At 46.5% G+C, this 24,837-nt stretch carries 25 protein-coding genes and 1 tRNA gene; 22 read left to right on the forward strand and 4 right to left on the reverse strand.

Going from position 1 to position 24,837, the window contains the following annotated elements; genetic code table 11:
• Positions 1-123 precede the first annotated feature (123 nt).
• From MUN34_RS03080 to trxA, 6 genes are all read left to right on the forward strand, one after another.
• The gene (locus MUN34_RS03080) at positions 124-1,017 is read left to right on the forward strand and encodes a YitT family protein (RefSeq protein ID WP_034769765.1); all 894 of its coding nucleotides are present in this window, start codon (positions 124-126) and stop codon (positions 1,015-1,017) included.
• 172 nt (positions 1,018-1,189) lie between these two features.
• Complete coding sequence (locus MUN34_RS03085) at positions 1,190-2,863, forward strand: AMP-binding protein (protein ID WP_026827773.1); 1,674 nt, start codon at positions 1,190-1,192, stop codon at positions 2,861-2,863.
• Between the two features lie 71 nt (positions 2,864-2,934).
• Entirely contained in the window at positions 2,935-3,513 is a 579-nt protein-coding gene (locus tag MUN34_RS03090) for a TetR/AcrR family transcriptional regulator (RefSeq protein WP_012371036.1), read from the forward strand.
• Between the two features lie 82 nt (positions 3,514-3,595).
• On the forward strand, positions 3,596-4,369 hold the full coding sequence (locus MUN34_RS03095) for an electron transfer flavoprotein subunit beta/FixA family protein (RefSeq protein ID WP_012371035.1): 774 nt from the start codon (positions 3,596-3,598) through the stop codon (positions 4,367-4,369).
• Between the two features lie 15 nt (positions 4,370-4,384).
• A complete protein-coding gene (locus tag MUN34_RS03100; RefSeq protein WP_026827774.1) occupies positions 4,385-5,347 on the forward strand; it encodes an electron transfer flavoprotein subunit alpha/FixB family protein in 963 nt (320 codons plus the stop codon).
• 116 nt (positions 5,348-5,463) lie between these two features.
• Positions 5,464-5,826: a thioredoxin gene (gene trxA / locus MUN34_RS03105; protein ID WP_081776614.1), complete on the forward strand. Its 363-nt coding sequence runs from the start codon at positions 5,464-5,466 to the stop codon at positions 5,824-5,826.
• 58 nt (positions 5,827-5,884) lie between these two features.
• On the opposite strand, the gene MUN34_RS03110 is transcribed toward trxA, so the two are convergent.
• Together MUN34_RS03110 and MUN34_RS03115 are read right to left on the reverse strand one after the other, a co-directional pair.
• Positions 5,885-6,262 (reverse strand): VOC family protein, encoded by a 378-nt coding sequence (locus MUN34_RS03110; protein ID WP_026827775.1) that lies wholly within the window; start codon positions 6,260-6,262, stop codon positions 5,885-5,887.
• A gap of 22 nt (positions 6,263-6,284) precedes the next feature.
• A complete protein-coding gene (locus tag MUN34_RS03115) occupies positions 6,285-7,607 on the reverse strand; it encodes a dihydrolipoyl dehydrogenase family protein (RefSeq protein ID WP_247856849.1) in 1,323 nt (440 codons plus the stop codon).
• 82 nt (positions 7,608-7,689) lie between these two features.
• Between MUN34_RS03115 and uvrC the strand changes: the two genes are divergently transcribed.
• Positions 7,690-9,474: an excinuclease ABC subunit UvrC gene (gene uvrC, locus MUN34_RS03120; RefSeq protein ID WP_247856850.1), complete on the forward strand. Its 1,785-nt coding sequence runs from the start codon at positions 7,690-7,692 to the stop codon at positions 9,472-9,474.
• Positions 9,475-9,568: 94 nt separating this feature from the next.
• On the opposite strand, the gene MUN34_RS03125 is transcribed toward uvrC, so the two are convergent.
• Positions 9,569-10,183: a PH domain-containing protein gene (locus MUN34_RS03125; RefSeq protein ID WP_012371029.1), complete on the reverse strand. Its 615-nt coding sequence runs from the start codon at positions 10,181-10,183 to the stop codon at positions 9,569-9,571.
• A gap of 108 nt (positions 10,184-10,291) precedes the next feature.
• Positions 10,292-10,711: a DUF2507 domain-containing protein gene (locus tag MUN34_RS03130; protein WP_026827777.1), complete on the reverse strand. Its 420-nt coding sequence runs from the start codon at positions 10,709-10,711 to the stop codon at positions 10,292-10,294.
• A gap of 224 nt (positions 10,712-10,935) precedes the next feature.
• On the opposite strand from MUN34_RS03130, the gene MUN34_RS03135 reads away from it, so the two are divergent.
• From MUN34_RS03135 to lon, 15 genes are all read left to right on the forward strand, one after another.
• Positions 10,936-11,553 carry a succinate dehydrogenase cytochrome b558 subunit gene (locus MUN34_RS03135; protein WP_026827778.1) on the forward strand — a complete coding sequence of 206 codons (618 nt, stop codon included), beginning with the start codon at positions 10,936-10,938 and terminating at the stop codon, positions 11,551-11,553.
• Positions 11,554-11,572: 19 nt separating this feature from the next.
• A complete protein-coding gene (gene sdhA, locus MUN34_RS03140) occupies positions 11,573-13,336 on the forward strand; it encodes a succinate dehydrogenase flavoprotein subunit (protein ID WP_012371026.1) in 1,764 nt (587 codons plus the stop codon).
• Positions 13,336-14,142, forward strand: coding sequence for a succinate dehydrogenase iron-sulfur subunit (sdhB, locus tag MUN34_RS03145; RefSeq protein WP_012371025.1), 807 nt, complete (start codon positions 13,336-13,338; stop codon positions 14,140-14,142). The genes sdhA and sdhB overlap by 1 nt, the downstream gene beginning before the upstream one ends.
• Before the next feature lie 60 nt (positions 14,143-14,202).
• Positions 14,203-14,664, forward strand: coding sequence for an acyl-CoA thioesterase (locus MUN34_RS03150; protein WP_051525124.1), 462 nt, complete (start codon positions 14,203-14,205; stop codon positions 14,662-14,664).
• Positions 14,665-14,729: 65 nt separating this feature from the next.
• The gene (locus MUN34_RS03155) at positions 14,730-14,993 is read left to right on the forward strand and encodes a phosphocarrier protein HPr (protein WP_026827780.1); all 264 of its coding nucleotides are present in this window, start codon (positions 14,730-14,732) and stop codon (positions 14,991-14,993) included.
• An 87-nt stretch (positions 14,994-15,080) separates the two neighbouring features.
• On the forward strand, positions 15,081-15,896 hold the full coding sequence (racE, locus tag MUN34_RS03160; protein WP_026827781.1) for a glutamate racemase: 816 nt from the start codon (positions 15,081-15,083) through the stop codon (positions 15,894-15,896).
• Positions 15,887-16,639, forward strand: a complete 753-nt coding sequence (rph, locus tag MUN34_RS03165; RefSeq protein ID WP_247856851.1) for a ribonuclease PH — start codon at positions 15,887-15,889, stop codon at positions 16,637-16,639. Before racE ends, rph begins: the two co-directional genes overlap by 10 nt.
• On the forward strand, positions 16,636-17,232 hold the full coding sequence (locus tag MUN34_RS03170; protein WP_247856852.1) for an XTP/dITP diphosphatase: 597 nt from the start codon (positions 16,636-16,638) through the stop codon (positions 17,230-17,232). The genes rph and MUN34_RS03170 overlap by 4 nt, the downstream gene beginning before the upstream one ends.
• Before the next feature lie 6 nt (positions 17,233-17,238).
• Entirely contained in the window at positions 17,239-17,745 is a 507-nt protein-coding gene (locus tag MUN34_RS03175) for a metallophosphoesterase family protein (protein WP_026827784.1), read from the forward strand.
• Between the two features lie 66 nt (positions 17,746-17,811).
• Positions 17,812-17,885 (forward strand) — tRNA-Arg (locus tag MUN34_RS03180).
• Between the two features lie 102 nt (positions 17,886-17,987).
• Positions 17,988-18,512, forward strand: a complete 525-nt coding sequence (locus MUN34_RS03185; protein WP_247856853.1) for a hypothetical protein — start codon at positions 17,988-17,990, stop codon at positions 18,510-18,512.
• 21 nt (positions 18,513-18,533) lie between these two features.
• Positions 18,534-19,556 carry a hypothetical protein gene (locus MUN34_RS03190; RefSeq protein ID WP_247856854.1) on the forward strand — a complete coding sequence of 341 codons (1,023 nt, stop codon included), beginning with the start codon at positions 18,534-18,536 and terminating at the stop codon, positions 19,554-19,556.
• A 108-nt stretch (positions 19,557-19,664) separates the two neighbouring features.
• The gene (gene tig, locus MUN34_RS03195; RefSeq protein WP_012371016.1) at positions 19,665-20,957 is read left to right on the forward strand and encodes a trigger factor; all 1,293 of its coding nucleotides are present in this window, start codon (positions 19,665-19,667) and stop codon (positions 20,955-20,957) included.
• Between the two features lie 233 nt (positions 20,958-21,190).
• Complete coding sequence (clpX, locus tag MUN34_RS03200; RefSeq protein WP_026827787.1) at positions 21,191-22,456, forward strand: ATP-dependent protease ATP-binding subunit ClpX; 1,266 nt, start codon at positions 21,191-21,193, stop codon at positions 22,454-22,456.
• Positions 22,457-22,527: 71 nt separating this feature from the next.
• The gene (gene lon / locus MUN34_RS03205; protein WP_247856855.1) at positions 22,528-24,837 is read left to right on the forward strand and encodes an endopeptidase La; all 2,310 of its coding nucleotides are present in this window, start codon (positions 22,528-22,530) and stop codon (positions 24,835-24,837) included.

The following is a 24,837-nucleotide window of genomic DNA, read 5'->3' on the forward strand; positions in this document are numbered from 1 at the left end:
GGTCTGTTATGGATTTTTATGAATTAAAAGAACTGGCTCTGCCAAGTGATTATTCCGTACTGAGATCGATTCAGTACGGAATTTTTATTGGTAGGACACAAAAAAATGAAGGAGGAAACGACTATGAATGTCAAAAAAACCAATACGAATGAAATACGGCGGCGCGCCTTTGAAGCGATGCAACTGATTTCCTGGAAAGATATCTTTTGGGTCATCATCGGTTCAGCTATCCTGGCGTTCGGCATCAACTACTTCACGATTCCGAATGACTTGTCTGAAGGAGGATTGATCGGGATTACCGTCATCTTCTACTACCTGTATGGGTGGGATACCGGCTTAGTCTCGTTACTTGCCAATGCGTTACTGTTTGTCGTCGGCTACCGCTTCTTAAGTCGGAAAACGATGATCTATTCCGTCATTTCCGTCGCGACGACCTCGTTCGTCCTGTCGTCAACGGCATCACTCGCGACGAGTTCCGACAGCCGGCTGATCGGGACGGTCTATGCCGGAATCTTGATTGGTCTTGGAATCGGTCTTGTCATCCGGGCAGGCGGGACGACCGGCGGCGGTGTCATCATCGCCCGGCTAATGAATAAGTATTTGAACTTAGGGATTGCCGTGTCGATGTTCATCATCGACGTGACGGTCGTCGGAGCCTCCGGATTTTTGTTCGGTGAAGAAACGATGCTCTATACGTTGATTGCGATCATCATTGGTTCGTATTTGATTGATTTGGTCAGCGAAGGATTGAATGTCCGGGAAGCGGTGACGATCATTAGTCACCGCCAGGAAGAAATCGCAACGATTTTGACTGAAACACTCGGACGAAGTGCGACCGTCATCCACAGTCACGGTCATTTCACAAAACAGAAAAACGACATGTTATACATGATTGTCGACAAACGTCAGCTCGCGCCATTGAAACAAATCGTCGAAGCGGCCGATCCACGTGCTTTTGTCGTCATTCATAAAGTACGTGAAGTCATCGGTGAGGGATTCACCTATCCGTCGCGCTAACTATCGATCAAAGCAACCACTTGCGAAAGGGCAAGTGGTTTTTTTATGGTGTTTTCAAAATACCTATGATTGGGAAAAATGTGAAATTTATTTTAGAACAGGACTAGCCGCTGTGGACAAATTACACGTATAATAAAAATGAATAGTAATTCAGTCACAGGGAGGGATTTGAATGGATTCAGCATGGTTAAAGGATTATCCGGAACAAGTACCCGCATCAATCACCTATCGCGAGATACCACTCTATCAAGCACTTGAAGAGGCAGCAGATGAGTTTCCGGAGCGGAGAGCCCTTAGTTTTCTCGGGAAACGAATGACGTTCCAGGAAGTACGGCATGAAGCGCGGAGCTTTGCAAAAGTCCTGCAAGATGCCGGTCTTGAAAAGGGTGACCGGGTCGGTTTGATGTTGCCGAACTGTCCGCAATATATGATCAGTTACTACGCGGTGTTGTACGCCGGTGGAATCGTCGTTCAAGTCAATCCATTGTATACCGACCGCGAACTGGAACAGATTTTGGACGATTCGGGGGCGAAGATGCTCGTCACACTGGATTTGCTGTATCCGAAAGCGTCGCGTGTCAAAGCAAAGACGTCTTTAAAAACCGTTGTCACGACAAGCATTGCTGACTATCTTTCATTTCCTAAAAATAAACTGTATCCGATCAAGTCCCGTAAAGACAATAACATCATCATTGATACGACGGGATCGATTCCGTTTCTGTCTCATCGCGGAAGTGCGATGATTGAACCGGTGATCATCAATCCAAAAGAAGACATCGCAGTGTTACAATATACAGGTGGAACGACCGGTGCGCCTAAAGGAGTTATGTTGACGCACTTTAATCTCAGTGCCAATGTCGAACAGATCAGTCATTGGTTCTATAAATATTCTCGGGGAGACGGGCGGAAGTTGTTGGCAGTCGTCCCGTATTTCCATGTTTACGGAATGACGTGTAACCTGAACTTCGGTATGTTCAATGCTTATGAACAAATCATTTTGCCGAAATTCGACTTGGAACAGGTCCTGAAGACGATTGATAAAGAAAAACCGAGTCTGTTTCCCGGCGCTCCGACGATGTATGTCGGATTGTTAAATCATCCGAAACTAAAGAAATACGATTTATCCTCGATCGAAGCATGTATTTCCGGATCAGCACCGCTTCCGGTCGAAGTACAAGAGAAGTTTGAACAGGTGACAGGCGGACGCATCGTCGAAGGGTATGGCTTGTCGGAAACAAGTCCCGTGACGCATACGAACTGTATCTGGGATAAACGCGTTCCGGGAACAGTCGGAATTCCTGTTCCGGATACAATCGCTAAAATCGTTCAACCGGACGGAGAGACGCCTGCTGCACCAGGAGAAATCGGAGAGATTCTTGTCCGTGGTCCGCAAGTCATGAAAGGATATTGGAAACGCCCGGAAGATACGCAGGCTGTCCTGCGTGACGGATGGTTGCATACGGGAGACCTTGGATATGTCGGTGAGGACCATTATTTCCGGATTGTCGACCGGAAAAAAGATTTGATTATCGCATCGGGATTCAATATCTATCCACGGGAAGTCGAAGAGATTTTGTACGAACATCCGGCGGTAAAAGAAGCCGTCGTCATCGGTGTGCCGGACGCTTACCGGGGTGAAACCGTCAAAGCCTTTATCGTTTTGAAAGATGACGTGCAGACGACAGAAGAAGAACTTGATCAGTTTTGCCGGAAAAGTCTGGCTTCCTTCAAAGTACCGAAGCAGTATGAGTTCAGACAAGAGTTACCGAAAACCTTCGTCGGAAAAATTCTTCGCCGTGTCTTAGTCGAGGAAGAACGGGCAAAACAACTGGAAGAAAGCAGTTGACAGCTCGAAATGACATGATAGAATAAATATGAATGAACCATCATTCATTTTATGTGTTAGGAGATAGCCTTATGAAAAGAACGATGTCTAAGAGTGATCGCATCATTGATGCGGCAGTGAAGGTGATTGCGAAAAATGGCTACCACGGTGCCAAGGTAACAGCTATCGCGAAAGAAGCAGGCGTAGCGGATGGAACAATTTATCTTTACTTCAAGAACAAAGAGCACTTATTGATTTCTTTGTTCCAAGCCAAGATGGGCAGCTTCATCGAATATTCGGAAGCGCAAATCGCACATCATCAGTCAGCGACGCAACAACTGGCAGCGCTCATTGAAGCGCATCTCGAACAATTGTCGGTTGATTATGATTTGGCCGTCGTCACGCAAATCGAGTTACGCCAATCGAATCAAGAGATGCGGCATAATATCGCAACTGTTTTAAAACCGTATCTCCATCTGATTGATCGTGTGATTCGAAATGGGATGGAATCGGGAGAGTTCTCAAACGAGCTGGATTATCGTTTAGCACGACAAATGGTATTCGGAACGATTGACGAAGTCGTGACCAGCTGGATGGCGAGCGGATTTAAATACGAGTTGCTCGAGACACGTCACGGTATTCATCGCATGCTAATTAAAGGGCTAAGTTAAGCCCTTTTCATGAAAAACTTTTTGTAAGCGGATACAAAAAATGATGGTGGTCAATAGAAGTTGATATGAGGGGGAACGAAGAATGGAAATCTACGTCTTGTTAAAACGAACATTTGATACGGAAGAAGCAATCCAGCTCGAAAATGGTCAAATCGAAGAGGATGGTGCGGAATTCATCATCAACCCTTATGACGAATATGCAGTCGAAGAAGCCATCCGTGTAAGGGATGCCCAATCTGGAACCGTGACGGTCGTTACCGTCGGACCGGAAGATGCGGACAAAGAACTTCGGACGGCGCTTGCGATGGGAGCCGATCAAGCAGTCCGGATCTCGATTGAAGATGATATCGAAGAAGCAGATCATTATTCGATTTCAGAAGTGTTGGCCGGATATCTCAAGGAACAGACTGTCGATTTAATTATCGCCGGAAACGTCGCGGTTGACGGCGGAAGCGGACAAGTCGCTCCACGTGTCGCAGAACTGCTCGATATTCCATACGTCACTACAATTACGAAGCTCGAGTTAAACGGAACGGATGCCGTCGTGACACGTGACTCAGAAGGGGATACGGAAGTCATTAAAACATCGTTGCCGTTGCTCGTAACAGCCCAACAAGGATTAAATGAACCCCGTTATCCAAGCCTTCCGGGTATCATGAAGGCGAAAAAGAAACCGCTCGAAGAACTTGAATTATCGGATCTGGAATTAGACGAGGACGAGTTGGCACCGCGTCTTGAGACGATTGAACGCTTTTTACCGCCAAATAAAGCAGCCGGTAAAATTCTAGAAGGTGATTTGTCGACACAAGTCCAGGAACTCGCTTCATTATTACGCAACGAAGCAAAAGTTGTTTAAGGGGGAAGAAACGATATGTCAAAAGCACTTGTACTTGCAGAATCACGGGACGGGAATTTACGAAATGTGTCATTTGAAGCGATTGCAGCGGCAAATTTAGTTGCAGACGAAGTCGTGGTTGCCTTAATCGGACAAAACGTAGCGGCAGATGCAGCACAACTTGCGACACGAGGTGCAAATCAAGTCCTCGTCGTTGAAGACGAACGGTTGCAGCACTATACACCGGACGGATACGGGCAAGTCTTCATGCAACTGCTGGATCGCGTTGCGCCAGACGTCATCGTATTTGGCCATACATCACTCGGTAAAGATTTGTCTCCGAAAATCGCAGCGAAACTGCAAGCGGGATTGATCAGTGATGTCACATCAATTGAAGGAACAGGACCGGACGCATCCTTCATCCGACCAATTTATTCAGGAAAAGCTTTTGAAAAAGTAAAAGTTTCAGAAGGAAAAACGCTCTTTACAGTCCGTCCGAACAACATCGAACCAATGGCTGAAGGCTCTTCCGAGGGGACTGTCGAATCGGTAACCGTTGAGTTAAAAGATTTACGGACAATCGTTTCGGAAGTCGTTCGAAAAGCAACCGGTGGTGTCGATCTATCGGAAGCAAAAGTTATCGTTGCCGGTGGGCGGGGCGTCAAAAGTTCGGATGGTTTTGCACCGCTTCAAGAACTGGCGGATTTACTCGGCGGCGCAGTTGGTGCATCACGTGGTGCCTGTGATGCAGACTATTGTGACTATGCCCTGCAAATCGGTCAGACGGGGAAAGTCGTGACACCTGACTTGTACATTGCTTGCGGGATTTCCGGTGCGATTCAACATTTAGCCGGTATGTCGAACGCGAAAGTCATCGTCGCCATCAACAAAGATCCGGAAGCGAATATCTTCTCGGTAGCAGATTATGGAATCGTCGGCGACCTATTTGATGTCGTACCGTTGTTAACGGCAGAATTCAAAAAAATGCTGGTCCATTAAGATACAGGAAGAGAAGCGAAGAGTAACTTCTTTGCTTCTTTTTTAGTGCGATGACTTGTCTGAGCAGTTTCGTTTGTTGTAAGGTAGGGCTGTGCTATACTCAAGTCAGTAAAAAGATGGGTTCGATAAATAAATCAAACCGATCTAAAAATAGGAGGTTTTTCTCAATGGCAATCGTACACGCAACTAGCCAATCGTTTAAAGAAGATACACAAGAAGGTCTCGTTCTCGTTGATTTCTGGGCAACATGGTGCGGACCTTGTCGCATGCTTGCTCCTGTTCTTGAAGAACTCGATGCGGATATGGAAAACGTAAAAATCGTAAAAGTCGATGTTGACGCTAACCCGGAAGTCGCTGGAGCTTTCCAAGTCCAAAGTATTCCGACACTCGTCTTGTTCAAAGACGGTCAACCGGTTAATAAAACAATGGGCTTCATGCCTAAAGACGCTTTAAAAGAATTCGTTGAGACATCTAACTAATTCTAAGCGCTATTCAAAAGGCATTCCGTCAATCGACGGAATGCCTTTTTTTGTTGGATCAACCAATCGGTGAACAGAGTTCAACCAAATGACCATCGGGATCAAGCACATAGGCGACGGTTTGTCCCCAGGGCTTTTGGGTTGGTGGTAAGACCGTTTCATGTCCGGCAGCTCGGATCGTCTCATACAATGAAGCGACATCATCGGTCACAAAACCGAGTTCAATCGATTGCTGCCCGGTTTTGTCCGGTATCTCATAGGGAATCATGGAACGAACGTCTTCTTTTGTATTGAAAGCAAGAATTGTCGAGCCGGTTTCGAATTCCGTATAACTTCCATGCTCAGCCTTAATCGAAAGACCAAGCAGACCGTGGTAGAACAGACGTGTTTTTACGGGGTCCGTAATGTAAAGAATCGTATAGCCGTAATCAACCATGTCAACTCCTCGCTTTCAGTTGTCAGTCTTCCAGTAATGATGCAATGTCAGATGCGGGTGTCGGATAAGCAAAACTCGTTTTCTGAAGAGCAGAGCTTGGAATCCGGTGCTGCATGGCAAACGAAAAATAGTTAGCCAGTTCGGCAGCATGCACACCGATGAAGTGAGCACCCAGAATCTGATCGTCTTCCCCAATCAATACTTTTGCCCGGGTGAACGGATCTTTGATCCGGACATTTGTTTGCCAACTCGAGGTATCAATTAATTTTCCGCGGTATCTTGTATTGTTTTGTTTTAGACTGGCTTCCGTCTGTCCGACTTTTGCAAGATTCGGCGTAGTGAAGACGATGCTCGGCACAGGAAGTAATTCCAGTCGGCGTGTATTGCCTTCGAGCATATTACAGGCAGCAAGCCGTCCTTCCGTTCCTGCAAAAGGAGTCAAGGCAGGATTTCCGCTGACTGCTACGTCACCTGCTGCATAGATGTTCGAAGCGGAAGACTGGAGGTAATCGTTCACATGTATGCCTTTTTCTTCGTAGATGACACCGGCTTTTTCCAATTGCAAATGTTCGATGCTTGCGACGCGACCTGTCGCATTCAACACAACGTCAGCTTCTAACCGTGTTCCGTCAGAAAGTGTCAATGTCGTGTCCGAGTAAGATACAGCTTCCGTTTCGTGAAGAATCTTGATGCCAAGCGCCTGTGTCGCTTCGAGCAGCACGGAAACTAAATCTTGTTCAAACTGTTTAAGTGCACCGGAACGCAGGAGAATCGTCACTTCAGAACCGGCGATTCGCGCAAGGTGAGCGAATTCAAACGAAATGTATCCTCCACCAATACAGACAAGGCGACGGGGTACATCACGTAATTCCAGAAATTCATTACTGTTGAGGAAACGTTCACTACCGGGAACGGACAGCTCACGTGGGCGAAGTCCGGTCGCGATTAAAAATTGGTCGGCTTCCAACTCGATATCGTCCACAAGGAGTTTTTTGTTAGATAGAAAACGGGGTTCACCGTGATAGTAGTCAATTCCCACCTCGTCATACCGATTTCGTGTTTGTTCCGGGATGGCGCGTGTATATTCATTTTTTCGTTCCATCAGCTGACGCCAGTCAATGGACACAAGACCTTTTAATCCATATCCCAGCAGACGTTCGACGGCGTCTTTAGCTTCACTGCCAGTCAATAAAATCTTTTTCGCATCACAACCACGCTGGGCGCATGTTCCGCCCGGTGTAAAGTTTTCGATAATGGCAACGTTTAGTCCTTTTTCGGCAAATTTATAAGCTGCTTGGTTTCCAGCAGATCCTGTACCTATTACAATGCAATCGTATGTACGCATTTTTTATCCCCCATATGTCATAATCAATGTATGATATTTACCCTATAACGTAAAACTAGAAACGGTGGAAGGAGACATTTTTGTGAGTCATCAAGAACATATTAAGGCGAAATTATCCCTTTTACCTGACGAACCGGGTTGCTATTTGCATAAAAATCAATTTGGTGAGGTCATTTATGTCGGAAAAGCTAAAAATTTAAAGAACCGTGTCCGGTCTTATTTCACCGGTGCACATGACTTAAAGACAGAACGGCTTGTCGCAGACATCCGTGATTTTGAATACATCATTACGGGAAGTGAGCTGGAAGCTTTGCTTCTTGAGATGACACTGATCAAGAAACACGACCCGAAATATAACATTATGCTGAAGGATGATAAATCCTATCCTTATTTAAAAATTACGAATGAGACGTATCCGCGTCTGATTACGACCCGTAAATTAAAAAAAGACGGCGGACATTACTTTGGTCCTTATCCGAACGCCTATGCTGCGAACGAAACGAAACGTCTGCTCGACCGGTTATATCCGCTCCGGAAATGTCAGCCGATGCCGAAGAAGTTGTGTTTGTATTACCACATCGGTCAATGTCTTGGTCCTTGCGAAATTTCGAACCTTGAAGGTGTGCAAAAAGACATCGTTTCGGAAATCCGCCGTTTCTTGTCGGGAGAAACAAAAGACCTGGTCCAGTCGTTGCAACAAAAGATGAGCGTTGCAGCGGAAGAGATGGAATTCGAGCGGGCAGGGGAGTTGCGTGACCAAATTCGGGCGATTGAATCCATCATGAACAAGCAAAATATGATTACGGCAGACCTGACCGCGCGGGATGTCTTCGGGATTTATGTCGACAAGGGATGGATGTGTGTCCAGGTCTTCTTCCTGCGTGGCGGAAAAATGATTGAGCGCGACGTGTCATTGTTTCCGATTTACGGGACACCGGCAGAAGAGCTCGAGAGTTTTATCGTCCAGTTCTACGAAAAAAACATTAAACCGAGCGAGATTTATGTCCCACCCCTCGTCAATCAGATGTTGCTGAAAGAAGCGCTTAGTTTGCGTGTCCATGTCCCGGTCCGCGGATCAAAACGTAAGTTGCTTGATCTTGCGACGAAAAATGCGGAAAACGCAATCGGCGAACGGTTCGAACTGATTGCCCGTGATGAAAAGAAAACCGTTCAGGCTGTTCAGGAACTGGCCGATGCAATTGATATCCATCCGTTATCGCGGATTGAAATCATTGATAATGCCAACATTCAAGGTGCTGATGCCGTCTCGGCACTCGTCGTTTTCGAAGACGGAAAACCGCTCAAAAAAGAGTATCGCAAATTTAAAATCAAGACTGTCACAGGACCGGATGATTATGAGTCGATGCGGGAAATCGTCAGACGACGCTACCGGCGTTTATTGCTTGAAGGAGCACGTTTGCCGGATCTTGTCTTGATCGATGGTGGACTCGGGCAATTAAATGCCGCACTCGAAGTGATTCAAGATGAACTGGGATTATCCCTGCCAGTCGGCTCACTGAAAAAAGACGATAAGCACCGGACAAGTCAATTATTGTTCGGGGAAGGCGGTCGGTTGATTGAACTGCATCCGCGTTCGAGTGCGTTTTATTTGCTGCAACGTATGCAAGATGAGGTCCACCGATTTGCCATCACATTCCACCGTTCGTTGCGCTCAAAAGGAATGACTCGGTCGCTGCTTGACGACATTCCCGGAGTCGGGCCAAAACGCCGTCAACAGTTGATCCGCCATTTTGGGTCGATGCGGAGTTTGAAGAAAGCGAACATCGAACAGCTGACAGAAGCGGGTTTACCCGTTAAGTTAGCAGAGACGGTTGCGGAATATCTCAGTCAGACGAATGAGGAATAAAATAAAAAAACGCGCTGTTTCTCGATTTTCTAATAGAAAATGAGAGGACAGCGCGTTTTTTGTGAATCCAACAGGCTAAGCTAAAACAGCAGTTTTAGTTATTAATATATTTTTCGTAGAACGAACCAAAGTCTTTTTGATTCCACTTGTAGTAATGTCCCTGTAACCAGTCAAACGACTCTTGCGATAAGTCTTTGAACGTTTGCGGGACGTTCATATCGCCTTGGCGGAGACCGCCGAGAATCGTCACGGAATGATTCAGTGAACTGTTAGCGAACTCAAGCATCTTTTGTCCCTCGTATTGTTTTTCGGCAATGGCGAGAAGCGCTTTGTAAAGATCCTTCACGTGTTCGAGCTGTTTTTTATCGACATCAATCGAATAGTGTTTTCCGCCAATCTCAAACTTGATCTCGACATCGAGATCAACCGTACCGGCCGTTTCAAACATGACATGACGAATCGGGTAATGGGCATACGGATAACGGTAGAGAACACGTTTTGAGCTGACGGCACTTTCGCCGTCAAGGTGAACAAGCGCCAGATTCGTAAAGCAGTACTCATCCGTTTTCGATTTGATTAAGAAATAAATTTTTTCGCCGTCTTCGTGTAACACGTAGTCGTCCGCAGCGGCCTTGTCAAAATCGTCCGGGTGAATCACTTGCCCAATATCACTGAATCCTGTTAAATCGGCTGCTAGTTTCTTGAACATAAAAATTCCTCCTTTGGTAGATGCGACTAAGTATGGATACGGCAATCAAACTAAAAAGGTTTCATGTTTCAAGAATTCGAGGTCCGCTTTAAAACTCCTGTATAGATTTCAAAGTGAGCGTTCTATCGGATCTTTTGGATCAATCTCAATCAAAATATGTACGCTGGTTTTGTTTAATTCTGCATATCCTTCCGCCACACAACCGTGCAGTCGAGAGAATTGTTCCGCTAAAAAGCCGGCTTCTAATTGGAAATAGCCTGCAGGACGGTCGAGGCGTGTCGATTCAGGGGGTGTTAATACAAAACTCAAAGAGTTTCCTTTTTGTTTTTTTAGTTCGAGATGTCCCCAACCCGCTTCGTAAAAAAAGGGAGCTGCTTCTTCTGCACTTAAGACCGGAAATTCACGTGCCAGTCGCTTGCCTGCCCAATAGATGACATGGCGGTAATCTGTTCCTAATAAATCCATCAGCACATAGTCACGAATCAGTTCGATTCCGAATGTGGAAGAGGGGGTTGGTACTGAATCCATCAACAATCACTCCTATCTCTCAAACTATTATAGCGGGGTAATTCTCCTCGGTCATTGTTTTCCTGAAAAAATTTGCAGTTATTTGCAGTTAAATGCAACGGCTCGGGTTGTCTTATAAAAAGGACAGGAGTAGAATAAGTGATGAAAAGACGAATTTCCTTATGAAAGCGCTTTTCTACCAAAATGCGCCAACATTTGATTGGCAAACAAAAGGGGGGATTTGGATGACGAATCATCGTGATTTCGTGGGGCGTAAAATACACTCACTGCTCGGCGTCATTCCAATCGGGTTATTTTTACTTTCTCATTTTACGACGAACTATTTCATCGTTCGTGGGGAGGAAGACTTTAATAAGGCTGCGGAAGTCGTGGGGAGCGTTCCGTATCGGTTGTTCTTGGAAGTGTTTGTCATCTTCATTCCAATCATCCTACACGGTATCTACGGTGTTTACATCGCGTTTACTGGTTCCGCGAACACAGGTCGTTATACATACTTCCGGAACTGGATGTATGTGCTACAACGCTTTTCAGGTATTTTCCTTGTCGTGTTCATCACATGGCACGTTTGGGAAACACGGATTGCGGCAGCAATGGGTACGGAAGTTGATGCGAGTATGATGCAAAATATCGTCGATAACGGATTCATGCTTGCCTTCTACATCGTCGGAATTTTAGCGACGACGTTCCACTTGGCGAATGGTCTCTGGACGTTCTGCATCACATGGGGAATCACACAATCACCCGCTTCTCAAAAAGCGATGTCTTATGTGGCAGCCCTCGTATTCATCGGATTATCGTTTGTAGGCGTACGCTCGATCTTGACGTTTGCAGGCGTGTTGTAAGGAAAGGGGAACTAACAACATGGCGAATAAGAATCTTGTCATCATCGGTGGAGGACTCGCCGGTTTGATGGCTACGATAAAAGCAGCAGAACAAGGTGTGCCCGTAAAATTATTCTCACTTGTACCGGTCAAACGTTCACACTCCGTTTGTGCACAGGGGGGAATCAACGGGGCCGTCAACACGAAAGGGGAAGGTGACTCACCTTACCAGCATTTGGACGATACGGTATATGGCGGCGATTTCTTAGCCAACCAGCCACCGGTCCAAAAGATGACGGAAGCAGCGCCGAAAATCATTCACATGTTCGACCGGATGGGCGTCATGTTTAACCGGACACCGGAAGGATTACTTGATTTCCGTCGTTTCGGAGGAACATTACATCACCGGACGGCTTACGCCGGTGCAACGACAGGGCAGCAATTGTTGTATGCACTCGATGAACAGGTCCGTAAGTTTGAAGCGCAAGGTTTGGTAGAAAAATATGAAGGATGGGAATTCCTTCGTGCAATCATCGATGAAGAAGGTATTTGTCGTGGTGCGGTGTGTCAAAACTTACGTTCGATGGAAATCGAAGCGTTCGCAGCTGACTCAGTCATTTTAGCAACAGGTGGTCCGGGGGTTATCTTCGGAAAATCAACAAACTCGGTTATCAACACAGGGCAGGCAGCGGCGGCAGTCTACCGTCAAGGTGCCATTTATGCAAACGGCGAGTTCATTCAGATTCACCCGACAGCGATTCCCGGAGATGATAAACTCCGTCTCATGAGCGAATCAGCACGTGGTGAAGGTGGACGTGTCTGGACCTACAAAGACGGTAAGCCATGGTACTTCCTTGAAGAAAAATATCCGGCTTACGGAAATCTTGTGCCACGTGATATCGCGACGCGCGAAATCTTCGATGTCTGTGTCAATCAGAAGCTTGGTGTCAACGGGGAAAACATGGTCTACCTTGACCTTTCTCACAAAGATGCGAAAGAACTGGACGTCAAACTGGGTGGGATTCTTGAAATCTACGAAAAATTCGTCGGAGATGATCCACGAAAAGTACCAATGAAAATCTTCCCGGCAGTCCATTACTCAATGGGTGGATTATGGGTCGATTATGATCAAATGACGAACATCCCGGGCTTATTTGCATCCGGTGAGTGTGATTATTCGATGCATGGCGGTAACCGTCTAGGAGCGAACTCGTTATTGTCTGCCGTATACGGCGGAATGGTCGCTGGACCGGCAGCCATCGCTTACATGAACGATCTCGATCAATCCGTCCATGAAATGCCGGAAGAAGTCGTCGAAGCGCATAAGATTGCAGAAATCAACCGTTTCAACGACATCCTCGCGATGGAAGGTACGGAAAATGCGTATCAAATCCACCGTGAACTCGGTGAAGTCATGACGGATAACGTCACGGTTGTTCGTTACAATGACAAACTCGAGCAAACGCTTGAGAAGATCAAGGAACTCCGCGACCGTTTCACACGCATTTCAGCGACGGATACAGCGCGTTGGAGCAACCAGGGCGCATCGTTCATTCGTCAACTCGATCATATGCTTGATCTTGCGGAAGCCATCACGCTTGGAGCCTTAAAACGGGATGAGAGCCGTGGGGCCCATTACAAACCGGACTTCCCGGAACGTGATGACGAACGATTCTTGAAAACGACGATGGCCCGTTACACGAACGGTCATCCGGAAATCTATTACGAAGAAGTGGATACATCCTTGATTCCACCGCGTAAACGCGACTACAGCAAGAAGTCGAAGAAAGAGGTGAAGGCATAATGGCGACACCACTCGAACAGAAAACGAATCAAAAACCGGTTCAATTCATCGTCCAACGTCAGGATGGACCGGATGGTAAAGCATATGATGAAGCATTTGAAGTCCCTTACCGCCCTAACATGAATGTCATTTCGGCCTTGATGGAGATTCGTCGTAACCCGGTCAACGCAGCCGGAGAAAAAACGACACCCATCAACTGGGATATGGGCTGTCTGGAAGAAGTATGTGGGGCGTGTTCAATGGTCATCAACGGAACACCCCGTCAATCATGTACAGCACTTGTCGACAAGCTCGAGCAACCGATTCGTCTTCAGCCGATGCAGACGTTCCCAATCGTCCGTGACCTTCAAGTCGACCGTCAACGGATGTTTGATGCCTTGAAGAAAGTCAAAGCATGGGTACCGATCGATGGGACGTATGATTTAGGTCCAGGACCCCGGATGCCGGAAAACAAACGCCAATGGGCATACGAACTTTCGAAATGTATGACATGTGGTGTCTGTCTTGAAGCGTGCCCGAACGTCAACGACCGGTCGAACTTCATCGGACCGGCATCGATTTCGCAAGTCCGTCTCTTCAATTCGCATCCAACCGGTGCGTTCCACAAAGAAGAGCGTCTTGAAGCTTTGATGGAAGACGGTGGAATCATGCAGTGCGGAAACGCACAAAACTGTGTGGAAGTGTGTCCGAAAGGAATTCCATTGACAACGTCAATCGCAGCGATGAACCGTCAAACGACATTGCACTCATTCAAGAAATTCTTCGGCAGTGACGAAGGACGTACGGGAGAAGCAGTCAGTCGTTAATACGAAAACGTAAAATTAAAGAAGGGGCGATGCTCCTTCTTTTTATAATTTAAGGAGGAAATGGTTGTGCGTGTACCTAGTTATATCAATGATTTGGACCAGTGGTTGGAACAGATGAAGCACGGCACACGGCTTGATGTCGCGGTCCGGTTCGCTGAAACCGATGCTTACGGTCACATGAATAATCGGGTTCCCTTCGTTTATTTCGAAGATGTCCGGACTTTGATGCTTGAAGAAACAGGCTACTCGCTTGCTGATGACGGAATCGTCGTCGTCGCGGATGCGCAGTGTAACTACATCCGACAAGTCTATCCACGGGCCCGTCTTGCCGTCTACGCGTATCCTGTCCAGGTCGGAACGGCTTCGTGTGATGTCCATTACGCGGCATTCAGTGAACAAGAGGAATTGATGTTTACAGGACGGACCTCGATGGTTCAGATTGATCGCTCCGGGAATGCCTTTCCTTGGAATGAAGCCTATAAAAATTCCTTGCAGAATCGATTCGAATCCGTTATCATTTGATAATGAGTTCACATATTCGAAAACGACTCACTAGTACGTTATTAGTGGAGGGAGATTTCTTAATCATGGAAAAAACATTCAAAGTCATCGCGGATTCAGGCATTCATGCTCGTCCGGCAACACAACTCGTCAACACAGCTTCTAAATTCCAATCAGATATCAACTTGGAATACAACGGAAAGACTGTTAACCTCAAGTCGATCATGGGTGTTCTTTCACTCGGAATCGCAAAAGACTCAGACATCAAAATCGTTGCAAACGGTGACGATGCTTCTGAAGCTATCACGACTCTTTCAGATATGCTGACAAACGAAGGTCTTGCTCAGTAATCCTTTATCGTACATTCTTGGACGCCGGTCTTGCACCGTCGTCCTTTTTTGTTACCATATGAGATGAGAGGAAAGTGAGGGGAAATCGTGAATAGATCAATTGGAGTATTAGATTCTGGGGTTGGTGGATTGACGGTCGCACGTGAATTGATGCGTCAGCTGCCCCATGAACAAATCATATATGTCGGAGATACATTACGGTGTCCGTATGGTCCCCGGCCGGAAGAAGAAATTCGTCAATTTACGTGGGAGATGATTGATTTTCTTGTCGCTCAGGATGTGAAATTGATCGTCATCGCCTGCAATACGGCAACAGCGGTCGTTTTAAAAGAAGCGCGTCAAAAGTTATCGATTCCAATCATCGGTGTCATCGATCCCGGTGCACGGGCAGCGGTCAAAGTGACGCGGTCGAAACGAATCGGTGTCATCGGTACGAAAATGACGATTGAAAGCAACTCGTATGAAAAAGCATTACGTCACGTTGAGGGTCAGGTCGTTGTCGAGTCGCTAGCCTGTCCACCGTTCGTCCCGCTTGTCGAATCATCCCAGACAAGTGGAGCGTATGTTGAGCGCGTCGTTGCAAACACGTTGAAACCATTGCTCTCATACGATATGGATACACTGATTTTAGGATGTACGCACTATCCGTTGCTTGCAGAAGTCATTGGACGAGTCATCGGACCAGACGTCCAGCTGATTTCTTCAGGAGATGAGACGGCGCTTGAAGTCAGTGCATTGCTTGATTATAACGGCATTACGGCAGATCTTGATCGTGTTCCGGAACATGTCTATCATGCAACCGGTGATACACGCTCTTTTGAACGAATCGCCAGTGACTGGTTAAATCAACCGGTTCAAGCGAAACGGTTAGTGTTAGGAACGGAGGAAGAAAAATGCGTTTAGATCAAAGAGGACGGACGGATATGCGGAAAATTCATTTTGAGACGGGTGTCAGTAAACACGCGGAAGGATCCGTACTGATATCGGTTGGGGATACACGCGTCTTGTGTACCGCAACGGTCGAAGAAAAAGTCCCGCCCTTTTTACGCGGGAAACGACACGGCTGGATCAATGCCGAATATGCGATGTTGCCGCGGGCGACAGCACAACGGACAGGACGGGAAGCCGTTCGAGGAAAGCAGACGGGACGGACGATGGAAATTCAGCGATTGATCAGTCGGGCATTACGTTCTGTCGTCAATCTGGAGAAATTGGGCGAACGGACGGTTTGGATTGATTGTGATGTTCTGCAAGCAGATGGTGGAACCCGGACAGCGGCGATTACAGGCGGTTTCCTGGCGCTTGTCTTAGCGGTTGACGGATTGATTCAAAGCGGCAAGCTGACGGATACACCAATCAAAGAAGGAATTGCGGCAGTATCCGTCGGGAAAGTCGGGACGGAGCTGTTGCTTGATCTTTGTTATGAAGAAGACGCAGCGGCAGATGTCGACTTGAATCTTGTCATGACATCATCCGGAAAAATCGTCGAACTGCAAGCGACAGGGGAAGAAGCAACCTTTTCTCGCAAAGAAATGCTCGATATGCTTGAACTTGGGGAAAAGGGTATTGAAGAACTCCTTCATGCGGCCGAACAATCGTTAGGCGCCTCATGGTGGTATGTCGGGGAAGAGGTGGAGCACGGATGAAAATTATCGTAGCAACGAGAAATCCAGGAAAAGTTGGTGAGTTTCAAGCGATGCTCGGACGACTCGGATACGACGTTGAATCCTTACTGGATTACGAGACGGCACCGGAGACCGAAGAAACCGGATCGACATTTGAAGAAAATGCGGAATTGAAATCCAGAGAAGCGGCAGCCTACTTTGGTCACGCCGTACTATCGGATGATTCCGGGCTTGAAGTGGATGCGTTAAATGGAGCACCGGGCGTCTACTCTGCCCGTTTTGCAGGAGAGGACAAGTCGGATGCGGCCAATAATGCGTTGTTGTTAGAAAAATTAGCAGATACACCGGCAGATCAGCGGGCAGCTCGTTTCGTCTGCGCCTTGTCGCTTGCAAAACCGTCGGGTGAAACATTGACTGTCCGCGGGACGATGGAAGGGCAAATTGGATTTGAAGGGAAGGGGACAAACGGTTTTGGTTACGATCCGTTGTTCCTCATTCCGTCATTAAATCAGACGGCAGCCGAACTAACAAAAAGTGAAAAGGCGACCATCAGCCATCGTGGACAAGCATTGCGAAAACTTGAAGCGGCATTAACTACTTTTTTGGGAGAGTGATTTTAGATGAAAGCGTTAATCGTAAGTGACAGCCATGGTCTCGATCAGGAACTATTGACGATATTCAACCGCCACCAAGAAGCAGATGTTGCCTTTCATTGCGGTGATTCCCAACTGACAGGGAATACCGAATCGTTATATCCCTATCGTGTTGTAAAAGGAAATTGTGATTACGGGAATGATTTTCCGGATGACGTCGTTGAGGAACTGGGCGCGTTTCGTGTTTTATGTGTCCACGGTCACCGGCAAGATGTGAAGTACAGTCTGGATCAATTGGTTCACTACGCTGATCAAAAAGCGGCAACAATTGTCTTATACGGTCATTCGCATGTCGCAAAAGCCGAACAGCGGGACGGTAAATTATTCATCAATCCGGGTTCAATCCGGATGCCGCGCCATCGTCCGGAAAAGACGTATGCGTTGCTGGCGGTAGAAAATAATCAATTTACAGTCGACTTTTATGATTTGACAGGTGAAAAAATTAATGCTTTACATCTCGACGGGACACTTTAAAAAGAGTTTTTACGAATGTGATTGACACGAAAGAATTGTTTTAGTATAGTTTATTCGTGTTGACACGTCTCAATAGCTCAGCTGGATAGAGCAACGCCCTTCTAAGGCGTCGGTCGGGGGTTCGAATCCCTCTTGGGACACTATAATTAAAATAGAGACTTCCCTTATGAGGGAGGTCTCTTTTTTTTATGCTTTTTTTCGGGTATACTTAAGGTATCATGAACTTGAAAGGGATGATGAAGATGTTGAAGAGAATGAGTGGAATCCTCTTACTGACAGCGGCTTTAGCCGGCTGTAGCGAGGTTACGGATACAGTGGATAATGCGAAACAACAAGTGACGGATGTAAAGAATAGTGTCGATTATGCAGGACAATTGCAAGATATCGCCAAGGATACGTCGAAAGTGACATCAGAGTTATCGACAAAACTCGACCAGGCAGCGACGGAAGCACGCGATGCCGCAAATCCGGAACAAGCACTTGATCAGCAAATCGAAAAATTACAAAATGATGGAACGGTTCAACAGTTGAACGAAGAGTTGAACCAAATTGATGAACGGCTTGCGAATTTAGACAGTCCGCCCGCGGAGCTGAAGAACTTAAGTGAAAAACTGGAGCAGTACGTAAATCAATCGGAAGATATCACACGATTGCTGGAAACCGATGTTTCCTTGGATACACTTAACAAAATGGGAATCGAACAGGCGGGGCAATTACAAGAAGCCATCTCGAACTGGACTTCTTTGCTTGATCCGTTTACAAAGTAAGACAGATATGAAAAAGGTGGGATGACTGTGAATCAGTCGCAATCACGTTGGATGGAACAACCGTTGGAAGACGAGCGAAAGCGGCTTGCAAGACTGAGTCAAGATGAGTTGACGGCTGAGTTGGGGCAACTAAAAATCTTGGAAACAGAAGAAGACATTCTCTATATGCTCTATACGATTCAGGAAGCCTTTATGAAAACTGAACAAGGTGTGGAGGCCTATTTACAGGTGGCCGAGCCTTTTCTGGATGTAGATGGTGTCGAGCAACTCATTGCCCTTTTCATGTATGAAAAGGGAGAGCGGTATTCATTTAACGTGGCCTTACGGACGGCCTCTCCCTATCTTCCGTATGGTCTTGCATTAAAATTAGACGAAATGGCCCAGTCGCTCTCGCGTAAGAAAGGGGATGCTCGACAAACGGATGATTCCTCCTATGTGAAAATCCGTGAAACATCACCATTGCAGTTAGACGCAGGTGACTGGGTTGAATTTTACCGGCTCGGGACGATTGCAGAACAGTTTCGATTAATCGGACAACTCGATTTACAGACAAATCCTTCTTTCGTCCACTACATTGTTCAGGACTACTTCACGGGAGAAGATGTCAAAGAACAGAGTGCTCTCGTCATTCAGACATGGCTTCCACAACTACCTAAGGATCGGAACCTCTTTCCGCTTCGGATATCGATTCCGTCCATCCGGGTAGAACATGTCTTTGAAAATCTGGATCAACTCGAGAGACATGTCACGAGACAGGCGCTAGAATTACAGTCTTTTAGTGACGAGACATTTAAATTAAGACGAATGGATCCGTTTAAGGCACTGTTGTTCATGAGTTGGTATCAAATCGTCTTTCCGAAAGAAACACTGGAGGGGGAAGACGGCTGGCAGAAATGGTTGGATGCAGTCGATGAATTGACAGAACTCGACTTCAGTTCGGAAACACCACCATCCGGTTTGAGTGAACAAGCTAAAAGGATTTATCAGGCTGTTTATTTCGTATTACCGGAAGGGAAACAGTACGAGCAGGCATTACTTCTCTAATTCAAGGGAATGCCTCGTTCAACAGTGGTAATCCTCAGAACGATTGTGCTATAATGTGACTTGTTGTACACACACGTACGCTAATTGACATTTTTGGAGGGACTCAGCATGACTGCAAAATGGGAAAAACAATCAGGTAGCCTCGGCGTTCTCACGTATGAAGCGCCTGCTGAAGCATTTGATAAAGCGGTAGACCAAGCGTTCAAAAAAGTCGTTAAGACATTGAACACACCAGGTTTCCGTAAAGGAAAAATGCCACGCGCAATGTTTAACAAAATGTACGGCGAAGAAGCACTTTACCAAGATGCACTTGATATCTTATATCAAGACACAATCGAAGGTGCTGTCGTCGAATCAGGAATCGAGCCAATCGCGCTTGATAACATCGACGTCGAAACACTCGAAAAAGGAAAACCAGTTGAGTTCAAAATCACATTCGTGATTGAGCCGGACGCAACACTCGGTGAGTACAAAGGTCTTGAGTACACAGCAGTCGAAACAGACGTTACAGACGAAGATGTCGATGCTGAACTCAAAACAATGCAAGAACGCGGTGCAGAGCTCGTCGTTAAAGAAGACGGCGCGATCGAAAATGGCGATACAGTCGTATTCGACTTCGCAGGTTTCGATGGTGAAAACCAATTCGACGGCGGAACTGCAGAAAATTACTCACTCGTCATCGGATCTGGAAACTTCATCCCAGGATTTGAAGAGCAGATGGTTGGTCTTAAATCAGGCGAGCAAAAAGATATCGACGTCACGTTCCCAGAAGAGTACCATGAAGCATCACTCGCTGGAAAACCAGTCGTATTCAAAGTAACAATCCATGAAATCAAAGCACAAGAACTTCCTGAATTGACAGATGAGTTCGCTAAAGAAATGGACGAAGAAGTTTCTTCTCTTGATGAGTTGAAAACAAAAATTCGTACACGTCTTGAAAACACACGTAAACAAGAAGCTGATGCTTCAATGCGTGATGAGTTGGTTGAAGCTGCGACTAAAAACGCAACAGTTGATCTTCCAGAAGTCATGGTTGAAAACGAAGTTGAGCGTATGGTCCAGGAATTCACACAACGCATTCAGTCACAAGGAATTGACCTTAACATGTACTTCCAGTTAACTGGAACGACTGAAGAGGCAATGCGCACTGAAATGAAAGAACAAGCAGAAGAGCGCGTTAAAGCTCGTCTCGTTCTTAAACAAATCGTTGCAGATGAAAAAATCGAAGTTACTGAAGAAGAAGCGCAAGCTGAACTTCAATCGATGTCTGAACTCTACAACATTCCTGCAGATCAACTCGAAACGATGCTTGCACCACAAGGCGGACTTGATACACTTAAAGGTGATCTCCAGTTCCGTAAAGCAATCGACGTTCTCGTTGACAACGCAAAAGCGAAATAAGCAAACAACCGAACAGGATCGACTTCAAGACCAATTTCTGGTCTTGAAGTCGATTTTTTTGTACGATAGGTCAAACAAGGACAAACAAAATTATATTTTTCAAATCAAACTGTAAAACGCTCATCCAAGATTTGAAAGAGTTTCCTTGTTCATGCTACAATCATAAATAGTAAAACGTGAGAATAGATGCGAAACGGATCTATACAAATTCCACGTTAAAGGGGTGGACCTTTATGTTTAAATTTAACGAAGAAAAAGGTCAGCTAAAATGTTCTTTCTGCGGAAAGACACAAGAACAAGTGCGCAAACTTGTTGCTGGACCTGGCGTATACATTTGCGATGAATGTATCGAACTCTGTAATGAGATCGTCGAAGAAGAGCTTGGTACAGAAGAAGAAGTCGAACTGAAGAACGTACCAAAACCGCATGAAATCCGTGCGACTTTAAATGACTATGTCATCGGGCAGGAAAAAGCGAAAAAATCGTTATCTGTCGCGATGTACAATCATTATAAACGGATCAATGCCGGTGGACGTGCCGACGACGTAGAATTGTCTAAATCCAACATCGTCATGATTGGACCGACTGGTAGTGGTAAAACACTCCTCGCACAAACGATGGCCCGTATTCTGAATGTTCCGTTCGCAATCGCGGATGCAACAAGCCTGACGGAAGCCGGATATGTCGGGGAAGATGTTGAGAACATTCTCTTAAAACTCATTCAAGCTGCTGACTATGATGTCGAAAAAGCAGAAAAAGGTATCATCTACATCGATGAAATCGATAAAATTGCCCGTAAATCCGAGAACCCATCGATCACACGTGATGTCTCAGGTGAAGGTGTGCAGCAAGCGCTTCTGAAAATCTTAGAAGGTACAGTTGCGAGCGTTCCGCCACAAGGTGGCCGGAAACATCCGCATCAAGAATTCATTCAAATCGATACGACGAACATCTTGTTCATCGTCGGTGGTGCCTTTGACGGGATCGACCAATCGATTAAACGTCGTCTTGGTAAAAAGGTCATCGGATTCGGAAACGATTCTGAGAACCGTAACCTGACGCAAAAAGAAATTCTTGCGGCTGCTTTACCGGAAGATTTACAGAAATTCGGATTGATTCCGGAATTCATCGGACGTTTACCTGTCATGGCGACACTTGAGCCGCTTGACGAAGAAGCGCTCGTTCAAATCTTAACAAAGCCGAAAAATGCACTCGTCAAACAATACAAAAAAATGCTTCAACTGGATGATGTCGAACTCGACTTCACAGATGACGCACTCGTCGAAATTGCGAAACTTGCAATTGAACGGAAAACAGGAGCACGTGGTCTTCGTTCAATCATCGAAGAAACGATGCTTGATATCATGTTTGAAATTCCATCACGTGAAGATATTGCGAAAGTCATCATCACAGCAGAAACGTTGACTGGAAAACGCGGTCCGACGCTTGAGTTGAAGGATGGCACAATTGAACATGGTAAAGAAAAAGAAACGGCGTAACACCGTGACAAATCGGCTCGGAGGCTACTTGTACGCCTTTCCGAGTCTTTTTGTTTAGGAGGAGATTTTTGATGAAGACAAAACAATATCCATTATTGCCACTACGTGGTGTCGTCGCCTATCCATTAATCGGCCTGACGATTGATGTCGGGCGTCCTGTCTCGCTCAAAGCATTACTGGCATCGAAAGAACATGAAATTGATTTGGTTGTCGTCACGCAACGAGATCCGGAAGCGGAACCATCCGTTGACGGCTTGCATACGATCGGCACGCTCGTTCAGATTGCGAAAATGAGTGAGCTTGGCAACGACACGGTCCGCGTGCGGGTTATCGGTAAAGAACGTGTCCGAATCGATCAAGTAACAGAAACGGATGAAGGCTATCAAGCGAGTATCGAACCGATTGAAAAAGCAGACATCAAAGGAGCGAAGCAAGAAGCGCTCGTCCGTCTGATTAAGGAACAATTTGGACAATTGGTATCACGCATCAAAGGAATCGGGACAGATGAACGGCGCCGTTTTGAGACATACGAACGACTCGACTCGTTGACAGATTATATCGCTTCTAAGTTGCCGATCGACATTGCGAAAAAACAGGGATTTCTGGAAGAGAATGATCCCGTTGAGCGTGGGGTCATGCTTCTTGATGTCATGAAACATGAATATGAAGTCGTCGAACTGGAACGCGAAATGCGGGAACGGACGAAAAAGACGATTGAACAGTCGCAACGTGAATATTATCTACGGGAACAGTTGAAGACGATTCAACAGGAACTCGGTGGAGAAGCAGTCTCGGCAGAAAGTGACGCTGTGAAGTATAAAGAAAAATTAGCGATGCTTGATTTGTCGGAAACGGCAGTCGTTAACATCGAAAAAGAAATCAACCGTCTTTCAGTCGTCCCGGCAACGAGTCCGGAACATGGTGTGATCCGGAATTATTTGGAGTGGTTCTTCTCCCTTCCTTGGAACGAAGCGACCGACGACTTTTTGAACGTCGAAGCCGCATCGGAACAGTTGGATGAGGATCATTATGGATTGGAAAAAGTGAAGGAACGGATTCTCGAATACTTGGCGGTCCGACAGTTGACCGATTCGTTACGGGGGCCGATTTTATGCCTCGCCGGTCCTCCGGGAGTAGGTAAGACCTCACTGGCCCGGTCAATTGCTACAGCGCTTGAACGGAAATTCGTTCGTGTCTCGCTTGGTGGAGTACGCGATGAAGCGGAAATCCGAGGGCACCGCCGGACCTATATCGGAGCCATGCCCGGCCGGATCATTCGCGGCTTGAAGCAAGCCGGAACAAACAATCCGGTGTTCCTGCTCGATGAAATCGATAAGATGGCAAACGATTTCCGTGGCGATCCGTCTTCAGCGATGCTTGAAGTGCTGGATCCGGAACAAAATAACAGTTTTTCCGATCACTATATCGAAGAACCGTTTGATTTATCCAACGTCCTCTTCATTGCAACCGCAAACGATGTTTCAAATATTCCGGGACCCTTGCTTGACCGGATGGAACTGATTCAAATCGGCGGCTATACGGAACAGGAAAAAACAGAGATTGCAATCCGGCATTTATTGTCGAAACAATTAAAAGAGCACGGACTGAAAAAAAGTCAGCTGACGGTTAAACCGGATGCCTTACAAGAGGTAGTGCGCCGGTATACACGGGAAGCAGGTGTCCGGAGTTTAGAGCGTGTCATCGGTGCGTTATGCCGAAAAGCGGCGAAGCAAATCGCAATGGGTGAAAAGAAACGGGTTACGGTCACGAAACGCAATTTACCTGACTTCTTAGGTAAACCGATCTATCGTTACGGTCAAAGTGAACTTGAAGATACGATTGGCGCGGTGACCGGTTTAGCGTATACTGCATTTGGGGGCGATACACTGACGATTGAAGTGAGTCTCGCTCCAGGTAAAGGGAAACTGCAGTTAACGGGGAAATTGGGAGACGTCATGCAAGAGTCGGCTCAAACGGCGTACAGCTTTGTTCGGGCGAATGCAGAAGCGTTTAAGATTGATCCAAATTTCTATGAGACACAAGACATCCACATTCACGTTCCGGAAGGCGCAGTCCCGAAAGACGGCCCTTCGGCAGGTATCACAATCGCGACCGCACTGATTTCCGCGTTGACGAAACGACCTGTACGGCGAGATGTCGGTATGACCGGAGAGATTACGTTACGAGGACGGGTGTTGCCGATTGGTGGTTTAAAAGAGAAGTCACTTGCCGCCCATCGTGCCGGTCTGACGACAATTTTGATGCCGCAAGATAATACACGTGATATCGATGAAATTCCGGAAACGGTCCGGGATGGCATTCGTTTCATACCAGTCGCGACAATGGATCAAGTGCTCGAACATGCATTAAAAGGAGAGTAA

The sequence above is a fragment of the Exiguobacterium sp. 17-1 genome (genome assembly GCF_023096305.1).
GTDB lineage: Bacteria > Bacillota > Bacilli > Exiguobacteriales > Exiguobacteriaceae > Exiguobacterium_A > Exiguobacterium_A sibiricum_A.

What these genes read in the sequence shown, in the direction of transcription:
- trxA (WP_081776614.1), top strand. Translation starts at nt 5,464, where the DNA reads ATGGGTTCGATAAATAAATCAAACCGATCTAAAAATAGGAGGTTTTTC.
- MUN34_RS03130 (WP_026827777.1), bottom strand. Translation starts at nt 10,711, where the DNA reads ATGGATTCAGTACCAACCCCCTCTTCCACATTCGGAATCGAACTGATT.
- MUN34_RS03090 (WP_012371036.1), top strand. Translation starts at nt 2,935, where the DNA reads ATGAAAAGAACGATGTCTAAGAGTGATCGCATCATTGATGCGGCAGTG.
- clpX (WP_026827787.1), top strand. Translation starts at nt 21,191, where the DNA reads ATGTTTAAATTTAACGAAGAAAAAGGTCAGCTAAAATGTTCTTTCTGC.
- MUN34_RS03190 (WP_247856854.1), top strand. Translation starts at nt 18,534, where the DNA reads ATGACTGTGAATCAGTCGCAATCACGTTGGATGGAACAACCGTTGGAA.
- MUN34_RS03110 (WP_026827775.1), bottom strand. Translation starts at nt 6,262, where the DNA reads ATGGTTGATTACGGCTATACGATTCTTTACATTACGGACCCCGTAAAA.
- MUN34_RS03135 (WP_026827778.1), top strand. Translation starts at nt 10,936, where the DNA reads ATGACGAATCATCGTGATTTCGTGGGGCGTAAAATACACTCACTGCTC.
- lon (WP_247856855.1), top strand. Translation starts at nt 22,528, where the DNA reads ATGAAGACAAAACAATATCCATTATTGCCACTACGTGGTGTCGTCGCC.
- rph (WP_247856851.1), top strand. Translation starts at nt 15,887, where the DNA reads ATGCGTTTAGATCAAAGAGGACGGACGGATATGCGGAAAATTCATTTT.
- MUN34_RS03170 (WP_247856852.1), top strand. Translation starts at nt 16,636, where the DNA reads ATGAAAATTATCGTAGCAACGAGAAATCCAGGAAAAGTTGGTGAGTTT.
- sdhA (WP_012371026.1), top strand. Translation starts at nt 11,573, where the DNA reads ATGGCGAATAAGAATCTTGTCATCATCGGTGGAGGACTCGCCGGTTTG.
- MUN34_RS03185 (WP_247856853.1), top strand. Translation starts at nt 17,988, where the DNA reads ATGTTGAAGAGAATGAGTGGAATCCTCTTACTGACAGCGGCTTTAGCC.
- MUN34_RS03085 (WP_026827773.1), top strand. Translation starts at nt 1,190, where the DNA reads ATGGATTCAGCATGGTTAAAGGATTATCCGGAACAAGTACCCGCATCA.
- tig (WP_012371016.1), top strand. Translation starts at nt 19,665, where the DNA reads ATGACTGCAAAATGGGAAAAACAATCAGGTAGCCTCGGCGTTCTCACG.
- MUN34_RS03115 (WP_247856849.1), bottom strand. Translation starts at nt 7,607, where the DNA reads ATGCGTACATACGATTGCATTGTAATAGGTACAGGATCTGCTGGAAAC.
- MUN34_RS03100 (WP_026827774.1), top strand. Translation starts at nt 4,385, where the DNA reads ATGTCAAAAGCACTTGTACTTGCAGAATCACGGGACGGGAATTTACGA.
- MUN34_RS03080 (WP_034769765.1), top strand. Translation starts at nt 124, where the DNA reads ATGAATGTCAAAAAAACCAATACGAATGAAATACGGCGGCGCGCCTTT.
- MUN34_RS03125 (WP_012371029.1), bottom strand. Translation starts at nt 10,183, where the DNA reads ATGTTCAAGAAACTAGCAGCCGATTTAACAGGATTCAGTGATATTGGG.
- MUN34_RS03155 (WP_026827780.1), top strand. Translation starts at nt 14,730, where the DNA reads ATGGAAAAAACATTCAAAGTCATCGCGGATTCAGGCATTCATGCTCGT.
- MUN34_RS03095 (WP_012371035.1), top strand. Translation starts at nt 3,596, where the DNA reads ATGGAAATCTACGTCTTGTTAAAACGAACATTTGATACGGAAGAAGCA.
- MUN34_RS03150 (WP_051525124.1), top strand. Translation starts at nt 14,203, where the DNA reads ATGGTTGTGCGTGTACCTAGTTATATCAATGATTTGGACCAGTGGTTG.
- sdhB (WP_012371025.1), top strand. Translation starts at nt 13,336, where the DNA reads ATGGCGACACCACTCGAACAGAAAACGAATCAAAAACCGGTTCAATTC.
- MUN34_RS03175 (WP_026827784.1), top strand. Translation starts at nt 17,239, where the DNA reads ATGAAAGCGTTAATCGTAAGTGACAGCCATGGTCTCGATCAGGAACTA.